Below are 15,119 nucleotides of genomic sequence, written 5' to 3' on the forward strand. Positions count from 1 at the left end.
ATTTTGTGCTACATTAATATTACACTGTAGGTTTAAACCAATAAACATCATGATGATTATCATTATCTCGTCGATTATTTTTATTTCCATATTTCCCACACTTCAACTTCTCAACGATAATAGTGAAAACCTAGCCCTATATTTTAATCAACAATCAGTACTGTGACAGAAGCTAAAAGTTACAAAGATACCGTAAATTTACCCCAAACGAAATTCGATATGCGGGCTAACGCAGTCAAGCGGGAGCCAGAAATACAGAAGTTTTGGGAAGAGAATCAAATATACGCCCATCTGTCTCAAAATAACCCCGGCGAAATATTTATACTCCATGATGGGCCACCCTATGCCAATGGTTCGCTACACATTGGTCATGCACTAAATAAAATCCTCAAAGATATCATTAATCGCTATCAATTACTGCGGGGTCGGAAGGTTCGCTACGTACCAGGTTGGGATTGTCATGGATTGCCCATCGAGTTAAAGGTTCTGCAAGCGATGAAATCGGCAGAACGTCAACAGTTGACCCCTGTACAGTTGCGACGCAAAGCCCAAGAATTTGCCCTGGAAGCCTTAGAACAGCAGCGTCAAAGCTTTAAGAGTTATGGTGTGTGGGGAGATTGGGAACATCCCTACCTAACCATGACACCGGAATACGAAGCCGCACAAATCGATGTCTTTGGACAGATGTTTTTAAAAGGATACATCTATCGCGGTTTAAAACCAGTTAACTGGAGTCCAAGTTCCCGAACCGCTCTAGCAGAAGCCGAGTTGGAATATCCCGAAGGACATATTTCCCAGAGTGTATACGCAGCTTTTGAGGTGGTAGCTTTAGCTGAGGGGGTAAAATCTGCATGGTCAGAATATTTACCAGATTTAGGTGTGGCAATTTGGACAACCACACCCTGGACTTTACCCGCAAATTTAGCAGTAGCTGTGAATTCCCAATTAAATTACAGTGTGGTGGAATTAGATACACCTTTGGAAACAGTTAAATTCAAGTATTTAATTGTTGCCACCGATTTAGTGGAAAAACTTGCGGCAACCTTGGGTGTGAATCTTACCGTTAAAGCCACAACTAAAGGGCAAAATTTAGAACATTCCCGTTACCGCCATCCCCTCTACGACCGGGAAAGTGAAATTGTGATAGGTGGTGATTATATTACCACTGAATCAGGGACGGGATTGGTTCATACAGCCCCTGGTCATGGTCAAGAAGACTACATCACCGGACAAAAATACGGATTACCCATATTAGTTCCAGTTGACGATGCAGGTAACTTTACGGAAGAAGCAGGTCAATTTGCGGGGTTAAACGTGTTAGGGGATGGAAACAAAGCCGTAATAGATGCGATCGCCCAAGCAAGGGTATTATTAAAGCAGGAACCCTATGAACACAAATATCCCTACGATTGGCGCACCAAAAAACCCACCATATTCCGTGCAACAGAACAATGGTTTGCATCGGTGCAAGGATTCCGCGAACAAGCCCTAGCAGCCATTTCCCAAGTAAAATGGATACCTGCACAGGGAGAAAACCGGATTAGACCGATGGTTGCAGAACGTTCTGATTGGTGTATTTCCCGTCAACGCAGTTGGGGTGTACCCATCCCCGTCTTCTACGACGAAGAAACCAACGAACCCCTGATGACCGAGGAAACCATCAGCCATATTCGTGATATCTTCGCCCAAAAAGGTTCTGATGCGTGGTGGGAAATGTCGGTGGAGGAATTATTGCCGGAAACCTACCGTCATAATGGTCGCAAGTATCGCAGAGGTTTTGATACAATGGACGTGTGGTTTGATTCCGGTTCCTCCTGGGCTGCGGTGGTCAAACAACGTCAGGAATTAGCCAAATATCCCGTAGATATTTATCTAGAGGGTTCCGACCAACATCGGGGTTGGTTCCAATCCAGTTTGCTAACCAGCGTCGCCGTCAATAACTGCGCCCCGTATAAAACCGTACTTACCCACGGGTTTACCCTGGATGAAAAAGGCTTCAAAATGAGCAAATCCCTGGGTAATGTGATTGACCCAGACGAAATCATCAAAGGCGGTAAAAACCAAAAGGAAAATCCAGCCTACGGAGCGGATATTCTGCGGTTATGGGTATCCTCGGTCGATTATACTTCTGATCAACGCATCGGGAAAAATATCCTCAAACAACTCACCGAGATTCGTGGTAAAATCCGCAACACGGCACGGGTGTTATTAGGTAATTTACACGATTTCGACCCCGAAAAAGACCTGGTTCCCTACGAACAACTACCCGCAGTTGATCAATACATGTTGCACCGGATGACAGAAGTATTTGAGGAAGTCACCGACGCATTTGAAAGTTTTCAATTCTTCCGCTTTTTCCAAACCGTGCAAAACTTCTGTGTCGTTGATCTATCCAACTTCTACATCGACATCGCCAAAGACAGATTATATATCAGCACCCCCAAAGGTTGGCGACGACGCAGCTGTCAAACCATCCTCTATTATGCCCTAGAAAACCTAACACGGGCGATCGCACCCGTATTATGTCACCTAGCAGAAGACATTTGGCAGTTTTTACCCTACCCCCCATCCCACAAATCAGTATTCCAAGCAGGTTGGGTGAACCTCGATTACCAGTGGAAAAACCCAGAAATCGCCACTTTTTGGGAAAAAATCCGGGATATACGCAACGATGTCAACAAAGTTTTGGAACAAGCACGGGTTGATAAAAGTATTGGGTCTTCCCTAGAAGCTAAAGTATTGTTGCACATAGCCGACGGGAAACTAGGTCAGCAGTTGCAAACAATGGAAACCAATCACAATGGAGTTGATGAGTTACGCTATGTATTTATTACCTCCCAAGTTGAACTCGTAGATTCCACCGACCAACTCAAAAGCTTAAAGTACAACCTATTATGTGAAAACTGGGGAATCGGTGTCGTCGATGCAGAAGGGAAAAAATGCGATCGCTGTTGGAATTATTCCACCCACGTCGGTGAATCCAGTGATGACCCGCTACTATGTGAACGCTGTGTCGATGCCATTGCTGGTAAATTTTAATACTTTTTACTACTGATTTTAGCTTTTCAGTCCCTCTTCCCCAGGAAGAGGGATTTTTAGTCTGAACTTCCCTCCAGAAAAATGAGATGAAAGGGATTTAACCTTCTTTTAATGTGAGTTCAATTTCGTTGACAAAGATGTTGTGGGAACGGACGCTGCACGACTTTTGCGTCGCCATTGAAGGCGGTAGTCCTGGTCACTACGTGACTGTGTAGAGCATGGTCACATTTAGAACGATAAATCATTGACCAGTTAATAGTTAACAGTTAGCAAAAAAAACTGGTTGATGATAAATTAATTGATGCGATCGCAATTCCTAGTATGCCACATTCCGCGCTTCAATACATATTAAAAAAAAATACAGGATTATCATATCTTAATAAATTTCACAATTATTGTAACACATGGAAATACTAGTGATACTTCGGTGCATTAAAAATACTCTCAACTCTCTCTCTTCAAAACATGACTCTCTCAGGTAAAATGAAATTTTCTCCCGGTGATAATCTCAAAACTCCGATGACAATTAATATTCTGTTACAAACAACTATTCCCACCACCGCAGATGATTGGAGTATCGCTAGATTCTCATTATTGCGGGATTATTTAAGTTCTCTAACTGATGATAATGGTAAACAATTATGCCAAGTTGTAGGACGCGATCGCATTACCGATATGGATGGGAATGACCCGATTTTAAGTTCCTTAGATCAGTCGGATTTTGACCAATTGTGGTTATTTGCATTAGATGTTGGTGACGGTTTAAGTCCCCAGGATATAGCAGGAATTAATCAATTTCGCCGTCGGGGTGGGGGAATTTTATCCACCCGTGACCATCAGGATATGGGTTGTTCGATGTGTGGCATTATTGATATCGGTGATACCCATTATTTTCATACCCAAAATCCTGACCCGGATACTTCTCGCTTAACTCGCGATGACCCCTACACAACCTATATTAATTATCCCAATTACCATTCTGGAGCAAACGGCGATTATCAAAAAATCAGTGCTACTGAACCTCTACACCCACTGATGAAAAATCCTAATTCCCCATCCGGAAAAATCGAATTTTTCCCTGCTCACCCCCACGAAGGAGGAATCGGTATCCCCAAAACTAATCCCCATGCTAGGGTGGTCGCGACAAGTAAAAGTATTGTTACTCAGCGAGAATTTAATTTAATTGTTGCTCAAGAAAGCTACCAAGATGCACAAGGGAATCACCTCGGACGTGCGATCGCAAATTCTAGTTTTCACCATTTTGTTGATTACAATTGGGATATTAGCCAAGGTTGTCCCAGTTTCGTCGATGAACCTCCAGGAAAGGGTATGACTGAAAATCCCCAAGCTCTTCAGGATATTCAAGCCTATGTCAAAAATGCTGTTTTTTGGCTGTCCCATCGGCAATAGGTAGGCAATTTTTTGGTATTATAATTCATGATAGCTGGCGAGGTCGGTGATTTTTCCACGCAACAAAACCAGTGATACCCAGAGTGACCAAACCCACACCAATAAACGGAAAAACAAAATAATCAAGCAGTCCGCGATCGCGCAGGTTTTTTTGATACTCATTTCCGTTTCCCCATTCAATCCACCCAGGGTGATAATATTTTGTTACGCTCGCTACTCTTCGAGAACGCTTCGCGTACACTCCACTTCGTTGCGATCGCAATGACGTACTAAAAAAAAGTGGGATGCTCCCTTATCTTGTATCTCAGGATGAAGATTTAATTACGGTAGATGTACCAAAATCAATACTTTTACAATAGTAAGAGAGTAGGTAAACAAACAAAATTTACCAATCCTTGATGTCTCCTCCTAATCTGTGAGAAACTACCCAAATCTGGTAGCGTCTTAAGATAAAGACAGATTAAACCGAAACTGTGTGTGGGGATGTGGTCGCTTGAAGAGTATCTCAATTAAACTTGAATCTAATTATAAACAACTTTTACCCTATATCCGCCCCCAGTGGGCAAATATTATCAAGGGGTTGACAGGGATTATTGGGTATGTATTGGCGACTTTAACACTGATGTATTTGGTGCAACAATTGTCAGCGCCTTTTGGGAGTGGTAATGTAGTTGCGATCGCACAGTTGGCTGGTATTTTGGGATTGGTGTTTCTTATCCGGGGTTTTTTCCAGTCGGTACAGGATATTTACATGGCAAAGGCGGCTTTACGGGTAGCTTTTAATCTCCGTAAGCGAGTCTATGCCCATTTGCAACGCTTGAATTTAAGCTATTTTGAAACGGCGAAGGCTGGTGATTTATCTTACCGGGTGACGGAGGATGTGGATCGAGTTGGGGAGGCTGTGCATAAGTTATTGCACGATTTTATTCCCTGTGCTTTACAGTTAATTGTCATACCAATTTATATGGTTTATTTGAGTTGGCAGTTAACTTTGGCAACTTTAATTATTGTCCCGGTGATGTTGGTTTTAATTGCTTGGTTTGGCGAAAGATTACAAAAGTATGCACGACGAAGCCAAAATCAAGTATCAGATTTATCGGCAATTTTAACGGAAATTTTTGCCGGGATTAGAATTGTCCAAGCCTTTGCCGCAGAAGCCTATGAAATTGCTCGATTCAGTCGAGAATCAGAACGGGCAATGCAGGCTAAATATTTGACGGAACGGTTAAAAGCGATTCAAATTCCGATTATAGGATTTTTACAGGCTTTGAGTTTTTTACTATTACTTTTTTTTGCTGCTTGGCAAATTTCGGCAGGTAATCTAACGGTAGGAAAATTTTTTAGTTATCTGTCAGGAGCAGCTCTATTAATTGACCCGGTGGGACATATTACTGTTAATTATAATTTATTTAAGGAAGCAGAAGCTTCTGTAGATCGAGTATTTGAATTATTAGCAATTCAACCGGCGGTGGAGGAAAAACTAAATGCGATCGCCTTACCTGTAGTCAATGGTAAAGTTGAGTACCGTCGGGTGACTTTTGGCTATAAACCCGGTGAACCCGTAATTAATAATATTAGTTTACTTGCCTATCCGGGAGAGGTGATTGCTTTAGTTGGTAGTTCCGGTGCGGGGAAAACAACTTTTGTGAATTTACTGCCACGTTTTTACGACCCCCAAGTAGGAGAAATCCTGATCGATGATGTGAATATTCGCGATGTCACCCTCAACAGTTTGCGGAAACAAATCGGTATTGTTCCCCAAGAAACAACGATGTTTTCTGGAACTATCGCTCAAAATATTGCCTTTGGTCAAGAAACTTTTGATATGGTTGCGGTGGAATCGGCAGCCAAAATTGCTAATGCCCACGAATTTATTTGCAACCTACCCGATGGCTATTATACAATTGTGGGGGAAAGGGGCGTAAACCTGTCCGGGGGACAAAGACAACGCATTGCGATCGCCCGCGCTGTCCTCCTAAATCCGCGCATACTCATACTAGATGAAGCCACATCAGCCCTCGATTCCGAGTCAGAAGCCTTAGTACAGGAAGCCCTCGAACGAGTCATGGAAGGTAGAACGGTGTTTGTCATTGCCCATCGTCTGTCTACAGTGCGTAAATGCGATCGCATTTTGGTTCTAGAAAAAGGACAAATCGTGGAATCGGGAACCCATGATGAGTTATTGAGTTTACAGCGTCGCTATGCCGGATTTTATGCTCAACAGTTTCAGTAATTCCCACAACTTTCCCAATACCCCGTGACCATTGATACAGCCGCAATTGGTGCGCTGATGGCTCTGAGGATGCGCTTTCCCAAGGATACGGGTTGAAAATTGGAGGCGATCGCTAATTCGAGTTCCTTGTCGCTCCATCCTCCTTCTGGTCCTGTGGCGATGATAATTGTCGGATGGGGTAGGTCGTTGCTTGGGGATATTTTTGTTAGTAGGTGAGGATAGTTACCTCGTCCTTCGCAAATATACTGGTGGGTGCTGGGGAATAAATTTAATCCGGTTGCGAAATCGACAGGTTGATAAATTGTGGGAATATAGGCTCTTTCCGATTGTTCAGCAGCTTCCTGGGCTATGCGTTGCCAACGTTCTCGTTTTTGGGGACTAGGGTTTAAAAGAGTGCGATCGCTCAATATGGGGACGATTTTAGCTACTCCTAGTTCTGTACAAATACGGACGATATCATCGAAGCCGTTACCTTTGGGTAGGGCTGTTAATAATATTATGGTGGCTGGAAGTTCTGTATCAACGGTTAATTGTTGGGTTATATTGGCGTTTTCTCCCTTTAAATTTGCTAACCACCAATTACCGACACCATCAATGGCGATTACTTCGTCTCCATCTGTTAATCGTAATACTCGTATTAGGTAATGGTATTGTTCACGGGTGAGATGGATTTGGTGATTGCTAATTTGAGAGGGAGAAATGGCTATGCGCTGCTGTCGAAACATGATAGTTTTTGCACAAAAAAAGTGCTAGGAGAGAATTTGGAAGATTTTTAATCAAACTGTGGCAAAAGATGCTTTTTACTTAGCTGTTTTAGTTATGATGTGATTATACTTCAAGCAGTTGACTATTAGTTATTAGCTTTTAACAGTAAGTAAGCTTGTAAGGTTCATTTTAAATATTTCAGGACTTACGCAAGGACGACCTAAACACCACCATTGCGACATCAGGAAGTAATTCCAAACACCTGATTCCTTGTCAACGAGTGCTTAAATCACAATATTTATGGAGCTTCAGATTATCATAAATAGGTAGGTGCAATTAAACATAAAATCGCAACATAACCGAGCATTCGGCTCACAGCCTCACTCCCGTACAGACGCGATATATCGCGTCTCTCTCCTAATCCCTATATTATCTATTCAACCTAATTCATAATTATAAATTACATAGGCGCAGCCTTGCCATATTATCACAAATTAGGAATTACGTAGCTTGCTTCCCGCGTAGCGTTTACTACAAATTAAGAATTAAAAATTATCCAAATCTCCCAGGGTTAAATTTGCCTTTTTCACTCCAATTATCGGCATGGAATTATGACTAAACAACCCCTGCGAATTGCAATTATTACTAGTTTATATGCACCCTATTTAACCGGTGTATCTGTAGCTGTACATCAACGAGTTTGTTGGCTCCTCAAACAAGGACATGAGGTCTTTCTCATCCATCCAGAATTCAATCAACATTATCCAGCGCATGTGGGAAAACGACCAATGCCAGGAATTGAAGAAGCTAAATTATACCCGAATTTTTCCTCCTATGCATTTCCCACCCAACCATTAATTTTCTATCGTTCCCTTCCCCAACCATTAAATTATCGCCACTGGAGTGATACAGAACAATTACAAAAATTCCGACCGGATATTGTCGTGGTGGAAGAAGCACCCCAATTACGAGGATGCTATTCGATGTTTTTACAAGGGTATGGTAAACCCGTGGGAGTTGAGTATGGACGCTTGACGGGAACTCCTATTATTACCCTATTCCATACGGATATTGTAGCCTATATTCGCTATTATTTGGGAAGCTTTATTTACAACTTAATTAAACCAATTATCCCTTGGTCTACCAGACAATTAAGCCAAGTTTATGATTACAATTTTTTCTCATCCCGTGAACAATTAACCCGTTATCGAGCGCTTGGTTCCTACCCCAGCGAATATCTACCCTACCAAGGAGTTGATTGCGATCGCTTTCAACCTGATAATATTCGTTATAATCCGATTCCCCACGATGATCGACCGACAATGTTGTTCGTGGGCAGAATTACAGCAGAAAAAAATGTCACCAAGTTAATCGACATTTACCCTTACGTGGCAAAACTTGTACCCAATGTCCATTTAGTAATTATTGGTACTGGACCATTAGATGGGGAAATTCGTCGTCGTGCTCAAACCTTTGCCGATGGCATCACAGTTTGGGGCGAATCCCACGGTACAGAATTGTTGGGATGGTATGCTCGAGCCGATGTATTTGTTAATCCCTCAGTGACAGAAAATTTCTGTACTGCAAATAATGAAGCTTTAGCATCAGGAACACCCGTAGTTGCAGCCTATGCACCTTCAACTGCGGAACAGGTGGAAGATGGGATAAATGGTTTTCTCGCTGATGCTGACCAACCCCAGGATTTTGCCCAAAAAATCGCCACTATCCTCAATAATCCAGTTTTACAGACACAAATGTCCCAAAAAGCCCGTGAGTTAATTTTGGAGTTTGACTGGAATGTTTGCTCCCAGAAGTTTGAAGATAAGCTGTATGAAATTTTAGCGGAAAGCAAAGGAAAGTAGGACGATTTTGGATTTTGGATTTTGGATTTTGAATTCGATAGCAATTTGAAAACAGTAGAGACGTAATATATTACGTCTCCCCACATCAGAATATATTACGCCTAAATATATATTATTCCACACATGTTTATTGTGTGGTTAGGTAGAGAAGGTGAATAATATTGCTCTTAATTTGATGTCTACAGCGTAACCCAACCTACGCTTATAAACTACTCCCGATTCCCTTCTCCCTACTCCCAAAAAACGAGCTTATTAAGTATTAAAATCGACTTTTAAAACATCCTCTCAATTTCTACCCACTCAAATGTAAAAAATCTTGAATAGCCGATTTAACCTTCGGTTGTTCTAAATAAGCATAGGTCGCTTCCATCAAATTATCTAGATTTTCACGGGTAGCATTATCTAAATCATCACTCAGTTTTTTCCCTGTTAAATCTCGATCCAGCTTAAATTGCAATCTTAAAACTTTCTTACTGAGAATTTGTCTAGAGATATATTCATAAACATTAGATGAGCCATCAAATAATACACCAATTAAAGGCTGTGCCCACTGAATTAGACCCCAATTATAAGCCTCTTCGTGGGAAATAATCCGTGTGCGATCACCTGTTCCCAAAGACAGCATAAAAATATCGTTGGCATTGTATCCTAACCGTAAGGCTTCAGCTACCGCACAACTGGAGGGGTTATTTGCAGCCACACCCCCATCTATAGCTGAACATATGGTGGTAATTTTGTAGGCTGATGTTTCGTCAGGTATCTCTTCCCATTGGGGCAAAATTTGCGCTTCTCGGTGATATCCTCGATAACTTATAATTGTTCGTACCTGACCCGCTCCTTTCCCACTGATAATCTCAATTTTTCGATTCTGATAAACCTGTTCCTTGGATGATGCATTATCATCGAGATTGAGCGTTTCCCTTGATCCACCCTTAACCATACCCAGAACGTATTTTTCTAAGCGATGGGCTGGAAAATAGGTCGGTGCAGATGCCGAACATAAACAAGCTTCCCACAGGGGAATATCTCCAAAAGCTTGGTCTTGTCGCCAACTTTTAAACACAATCACTTCCCGTTCGATTGTATCATAAGAAATAATTATCAGTCGGGGTGAATTAATTCCAAAGAATTTTGTGTCTCCAAAGGTTTCTTGTAATACTTGAACAAGACCTTGTTGGGAAAATTTGGGTGCAGAGATGCCATGCTTAAAAAGTAACGGAAACCTTTGCCATGTCCAACGACTTTGATAGGGGAAAATACGTAGTCCTTCGTTTCTGTATAAATCAATCATTTCTTGGCTGCTACGTCCGGTAGCAATGGCCGCAGCTAACAACGAACCTGTAGAAGTTCCAGCAATTAAATCAAAATATTTATTTAAAGGTTGATTTATTTGCTTTTCAATTGCCGCTAACATAATCGCAGCAATGATTCCCCTTACTCCTCCGCCATCTAAACTTAAAATCCGAAACGGCATGGTGAATGACTATACTCTCTAATAAATATATTTTATACATTTTCTTACGTTACCATACTAAGCCTTTGTTAAGTCTTGGCAAGCTGTAGCTGATACAATCAAAATTCAGTCATCGCAGTAGAACTGACCAAAACCACATATTACCATCTTTGTCAGACAGAAATACTTACCATCCCAAATCCCATGAGTCAAGATCCGCATTTCTCACAAAACCCTAAAACTCACAGGGAGTAGGGAGTAGTGAGTAGTCAGTAGAAGGAAAATCAATCCGTTACTTAAGGCTTATTACTTACTTGTGAGAAATCCAGGAAGCGATTGTATGTTTTTTTGATGACATTATTGCCGGAATGCGATTAAGGATGCCATAAAGAAAGTGTAACGGTGTTAATCAAAAGTAAAAAAACACTTGGATCTTAATACCTTGTGCTTGCAGGATGGTTGACTTGCGGTCATGACTGAACTTACATTGCGTATTCAACAGGGCAATACTGAAAACACCGTAGAGGTGAAACAAGATATATTCATGATCGGTCGTTTACCAGAATGCGACCTCTGTCTACCATTTGGGGGTGTTTCTCGCTACCATGCAAGGTTGCTTAAAACACCGAACGAAGAATGGTTACTAGAAGATTTAGGCAGCAAAAATGGTACGGTTTTAAATGATAGATTAGTAACTAAACCGCAAATTCTCCAGGATGGGGACATATTATGGTTGGGAAATGCTTGTTTGGAGGCTATTTTACGGAAAAAAGCCCCTGAAATATCCGGTTCCCTGTCTGCAAACTTGGAACAACGGACGATTCTCCGTAATGTCCAACAACTGAAACAGCGATGGCTGCAACCGGAAAACCCTGGGGAGCAAAATAATGATAAAAATAAAGATAAAACCATTGCCAGATTAAAGGATTTAGTTGATATTGCCAAAAACCTTTCCGCAGCAACTTCTATTGAAGAGATTTTCCATCAAGTTCAGCAGGTAGTTTTCCGTTACTTGCAAAGTATTGATCGGTTAGCCTTATTAATCGATCTCAATGGGAAAGGAACCCCCGAATTAGTGAATGCTGCTGCGCGAACCCGCTCCCAAAACCATCATTTGAGTGCAGATGACACTTGGATTAGTCACAGTATCTGTGAAAAGGTGTTTGAAGAAAAAGTCGCCATCCAAATCGCTGATGCTCAAAAGGATGAACGTTTTGCCACGGAACACAGTATTGTGGCAAATGATATCCGTAGCGCGATGGCTGTTCCTTTATGGGACGAAAGTAAAGTGGTGGGGGTACTATATGCGGATGCCCACCTTTCTTCTTACCATTGGGATGAAGCAGGGGAAGAAGAATTAAGCTTTTTTTCGGCTTTAGCAAATATTGTCGCTTCTAGTGTGCAACGCTGGTTACTCGCAGAAAAACTCAAGAGTGAAGAAATTATTCGTCAACGTCTCGAACGCTACCACTCCCCTGCGGTTGTTCAACAACTAATCGAAGTTGGTGCATTAGGTGACGGTAGACTCACACCCACGGAAAGCGAAATTAGTATTTTATTTGCCGATATCGTGGGATTTACAGCGATTTCGGAACGGCTAACACCCACTCAAATTGCCGAAATGTTAAATAAATTGTTTGAGGAAATGTTACAAGAAATTTTTGCCTATGGTGGTACTCTAGATAAGTATATTGGTGACTGCATTATGGCATTTTTTGGCGCACCTGAACCCCAAAGTGACCACCCAGAACGTGCTGTAGCCGCAGCTCAGGGGATGTTGAATCGTCTGGCGCAGTTAAATGCTGATCATTTCTGGCAAGAACCTTTACAATTAAGAATAGCTATTAATAGTGGGAAGGCAGTTGTTGGTGATGTTGGTAGTTCTCAACGGTTTGAGTATACAGCTTTAGGAACAACTATTAATTTGGCATCCCGTTTAGAAAGCATTTGTCCCCCAGGGGAATGTGTGGTCAGTGAAGTCACCTATAAAATGTTAAAAAATCCTGCTGATTTTTCGGAAATGGGGTTGTATCGATTTAAGGGGATTAATCGGTTGGTAAAGGTGTATCAAACCCGGATTAACTCCTTTGAGTCACTATAATACTCCACCACATAAGTTATGGGGGTTTGTAGTAGTTGTGGTAGTAGCTTGGAAAAAGTTTGATGATCGGGTGCTAAAGTGCTACTACGTGCCTTTCCTTTCAGTTGACAGTAGAGATGTATTATGGTTATACCTCTACTTTTTGAGAATTGCGATTTGAGGTTTTGGGATTTTAGCAGGTTCTGTTCACTTGTCTCCTGCATTCTGTCTCCTGTATCCTGTATTCTGTATCCTTTGTTCATACATCATCTTTTCCCATGTCCTCTACTAATCCTTCGATTGATTCTACCCTTCAGCTTTTAAGGGATGTACGTCGAACTATACTACGTCTGCATAAGGCTTTACTGGATTTTGAAAAGATTGAGTATGAAATTGTACACGGCAAAATTCGTAATAGTTCTGAGTTTCTACAGTTAGTGATTGGGGATGAGTGGTTTAATTGGCTCCACCCGATTTCCCAATACATTGTCCAGGTTGATGAGGTTTTGTATTCCAAAGAACCCATCGCAGAAGCCCAAATACATAGCTTATTAGAACAGGCGCGATCGCTACTGCAACCCAATCAAGAAGGCACAATCCTCGAACAACGTTACGATTATGCCATTCAACGGGAACCTGCGATCGCTCTGATGCATATCGAAATCTCTCGCTTGCTGCATCAGTAAATGGGAAGCGAATCGGATAACCTCATGCCACAACCCTCAATAAATAATCACACAACGTCCGTGCATCCACCCCTAATTCACTCCGCTCTTGGCTGGCAATTATCCCCCCTTGGGAGTGCCACCAGGTTGCTGTAGCCACGGCTTGAATCAGGGGTCGCCCATGCATCATCCCTTGGGTGATTAATCCTGCCATTAAGCCTGTTAGCACGTCTCCGCTACCTCCCCTGGCAAGGGCGGGTGTGCTGTGGGGTAATATCCATGTGTCACCCTGGGGATGACTAATCACGGTTCTAGCTCCCTTCAGTAAAACGATGGCTTGGCTACTGCTGGCGGCCATCTGGGCTGCTTGTATGTTATCGTTAATGTTAATGTGGGGGAATAGTCGTCCAAATTCGCCCGCATGGGGTGTAATTACGGTCGCAGCTTGTCTTGTTTGTAACCGCTCTTTTGCCCCTAATTCCGCTAAGATATTGAGACCGTCCGCATCCAGGAGTAAAGGCTTAGTTGTATTTAGCACAGTTTCCACAACGGATTTAGCAAACACAGTTAATCCCGGACCACAGGCGATCGCATTATATTTGTCCAGGTTGATTGTGTCGGGTAGGTGGTCAATGGCTCCGGTGGCAGTTTCTGGGCAATCGATAATTAAAGCATCGGGTAATTGTCCCAATAAAATCGGTTTGAGGGAGTGGGGAACGGCAATCGACAGCATTCCCACCCCACTAGCACGGGCACTCAATCCGGTAAGGATGGCAGCACCTCCGTAGTTACGCGAACCACAGATGAGTAATAGATGTCCTTCTTTATATTTATATGTGTTTAGTTTTCGGGGTAGGGGTAATCCTGATAGTGCCAGATTTTTGGTAATTCGGCGAATCGCCGGGGTATTGGGGATAACTGCATTGATATCGGCAATGGGGATATCAAAATCGATTAACTGGGCAGTACCGACATAATCTAAGGCTGATTCTGTCAATAATCCCCGTTTCCACAGACCGAGACAGAGGGTATGGGTAGCGCGAATAGCTGTACCTAAAACAGCACCGGTGTCCGTATGTAAACCGGAGGGGAGATCAATACTAATGACGGGTTGTGACCAGGTATTAATGGTATTGATGGAGTTGGCGATCGCCCCTTCTAGGGGTCGTTCTAGACCAAATCCAAACAGTCCATCAATCAGGATTTGGCAATCACCCAGAATCTCTACCTGGTCAGCAATGGTAACACCTAAACTTTGTAAATACTGGTAATGTTGTGCCGTTAATTCTTTCAGCTTGGTAAACGGACAATAAACCTTGATGCAGTATCCAGCTAAATATAATTCCCTCGCCACAACTAAAGCATCTCCACCGTTATGACCTGGACCGATGAGGATACCGATACTTGGCTGTGAATCAGTCCATAGTGAGGGGATTAAGGCTTGGATAACAGAAAAAATCCTACCAGCGACCTTTTCCATTAAAGCCGCAACTGGCATACCCGCAGCAAAAATACGTCCTTCAATGTCACGCATTTGTGAAGCGGTGACAACTATGGAGGGAATTAGGGAAGTGCGATCGCTCGGATTTGTGGGACTAGCTATGTTCCATCCTACCACTGGTTTACTGCTGGAAATACTTGGATCTAGCATATGTTTCTGTTCGCTCCTAGT

Annotated in this window: 10 protein-coding genes; 6 read left to right on the forward strand and 4 right to left on the reverse strand. The window is 42.4% G+C overall.

All coding sequences use genetic code 11. The annotated features are described in order from the left end of the window. Nucleotides 1-162: 162 nt before the first annotated feature. Together ileS and CDC37_RS10075 are read left to right on the forward strand one after the other, a co-directional pair. Complete coding sequence (gene ileS / locus CDC37_RS10070; protein WP_096621684.1) at nucleotides 163-3,039, forward strand: isoleucine--tRNA ligase; 2,877 nt, start codon at nucleotides 163-165, stop codon at nucleotides 3,037-3,039. 483 nt (nucleotides 3,040-3,522) lie between these two features. Beyond that, on the forward strand, nucleotides 3,523-4,449 hold the full coding sequence (locus tag CDC37_RS10075; RefSeq protein WP_442861072.1) for a hypothetical protein: 927 nt from the start codon (nucleotides 3,523-3,525) through the stop codon (nucleotides 4,447-4,449). Nucleotides 4,450-4,467: 18 nt separating this feature from the next. Here the strand turns inward: CDC37_RS10075 and CDC37_RS24185 are convergent, their stop codons facing one another. Beyond that, a complete protein-coding gene (locus CDC37_RS24185) occupies nucleotides 4,468-4,611 on the reverse strand; it encodes a hypothetical protein (RefSeq protein ID WP_157780706.1) in 144 nt (47 codons plus the stop codon). A gap of 346 nt (nucleotides 4,612-4,957) precedes the next feature. Between CDC37_RS24185 and CDC37_RS10080 the strand changes: the two genes are divergently transcribed. Next, complete coding sequence (locus CDC37_RS10080; RefSeq protein ID WP_096626071.1) at nucleotides 4,958-6,682, forward strand: ABC transporter ATP-binding protein; 1,725 nt, start codon at nucleotides 4,958-4,960, stop codon at nucleotides 6,680-6,682. Here the strand turns inward: CDC37_RS10080 and CDC37_RS10085 are convergent. Next, the gene (locus tag CDC37_RS10085; protein WP_096621686.1) at nucleotides 6,676-7,407 is read right to left on the reverse strand and encodes a 16S rRNA (uracil(1498)-N(3))-methyltransferase; all 732 of its coding nucleotides are present in this window, start codon (nucleotides 7,405-7,407) and stop codon (nucleotides 6,676-6,678) included. The two genes, CDC37_RS10080 and CDC37_RS10085, sit on opposite strands and share 7 nt — an antisense overlap. A 591-nt stretch (nucleotides 7,408-7,998) precedes the next feature. Here CDC37_RS10085 and CDC37_RS10090 point away from each other — a divergent pair. Continuing rightward, nucleotides 7,999-9,249 carry a glycosyltransferase family 4 protein gene (locus tag CDC37_RS10090; protein WP_096621687.1) on the forward strand — a complete coding sequence of 417 codons (1,251 nt, stop codon included), beginning with the start codon at nucleotides 7,999-8,001 and terminating at the stop codon, nucleotides 9,247-9,249. 292 nt (nucleotides 9,250-9,541) lie between these two features. Here CDC37_RS10090 and CDC37_RS10095 read toward each other — a convergent pair whose 3' ends face one another. Then, the gene (locus CDC37_RS10095; protein WP_096621689.1) at nucleotides 9,542-10,723 is read right to left on the reverse strand and encodes a patatin-like phospholipase family protein; all 1,182 of its coding nucleotides are present in this window, start codon (nucleotides 10,721-10,723) and stop codon (nucleotides 9,542-9,544) included. Between the two features lie 451 nt (nucleotides 10,724-11,174). On the opposite strand from CDC37_RS10095, the gene CDC37_RS10100 reads away from it, so the two are divergent. Both CDC37_RS10100 and CDC37_RS10110 read left to right on the forward strand, forming a co-directional pair. Beyond that, nucleotides 11,175-12,803, forward strand: a complete 1,629-nt coding sequence (locus tag CDC37_RS10100) for an adenylate/guanylate cyclase domain-containing protein (RefSeq protein WP_096621690.1) — start codon at nucleotides 11,175-11,177, stop codon at nucleotides 12,801-12,803. 257 nt (nucleotides 12,804-13,060) lie between these two features. Continuing rightward, a complete protein-coding gene (locus tag CDC37_RS10110) occupies nucleotides 13,061-13,468 on the forward strand; it encodes a hypothetical protein (protein WP_096621694.1) in 408 nt (135 codons plus the stop codon). 22 nt (nucleotides 13,469-13,490) lie between these two features. Here CDC37_RS10110 and CDC37_RS10115 read toward each other — a convergent pair whose 3' ends face one another. Further along, nucleotides 13,491-15,098 carry an NAD(P)H-hydrate dehydratase gene (locus CDC37_RS10115; RefSeq protein ID WP_096621696.1) on the reverse strand — a complete coding sequence of 536 codons (1,608 nt, stop codon included), beginning with the start codon at nucleotides 15,096-15,098 and terminating at the stop codon, nucleotides 13,491-13,493. Nucleotides 15,099-15,119 lie beyond the last annotated feature (21 nt).

Origin of the sequence: Calothrix sp. NIES-3974 (genome assembly GCF_002368395.1) — a bacterium.
In the GTDB taxonomy this organism is placed as follows: domain Bacteria; phylum Cyanobacteriota; class Cyanobacteriia; order Cyanobacteriales; family Nostocaceae; genus NIES-3974.

Bases quoted from the DNA above. Each gene is read 5' to 3' on its own strand.
- CDC37_RS10100 (WP_096621690.1), top strand. From the start codon at position 11,175: ATGACTGAACTTACATTGCGTATTCAACAGGGCAATACTGAAAACACC.
- CDC37_RS24185 (WP_157780706.1), bottom strand. From the start codon at position 4,611: ATGAGTATCAAAAAAACCTGCGCGATCGCGGACTGCTTGATTATTTTG.
- CDC37_RS10110 (WP_096621694.1), top strand. From the start codon at position 13,061: ATGTCCTCTACTAATCCTTCGATTGATTCTACCCTTCAGCTTTTAAGG.
- CDC37_RS10095 (WP_096621689.1), bottom strand. From the start codon at position 10,723: ATGCCGTTTCGGATTTTAAGTTTAGATGGCGGAGGAGTAAGGGGAATC.
- CDC37_RS10085 (WP_096621686.1), bottom strand. From the start codon at position 7,407: ATGTTTCGACAGCAGCGCATAGCCATTTCTCCCTCTCAAATTAGCAAT.
- CDC37_RS10115 (WP_096621696.1), bottom strand. From the start codon at position 15,098: ATGCTAGATCCAAGTATTTCCAGCAGTAAACCAGTGGTAGGATGGAAC.
- CDC37_RS10075 (WP_442861072.1), top strand. From the start codon at position 3,523: ATGAAATTTTCTCCCGGTGATAATCTCAAAACTCCGATGACAATTAAT.
- CDC37_RS10090 (WP_096621687.1), top strand. From the start codon at position 7,999: ATGACTAAACAACCCCTGCGAATTGCAATTATTACTAGTTTATATGCA.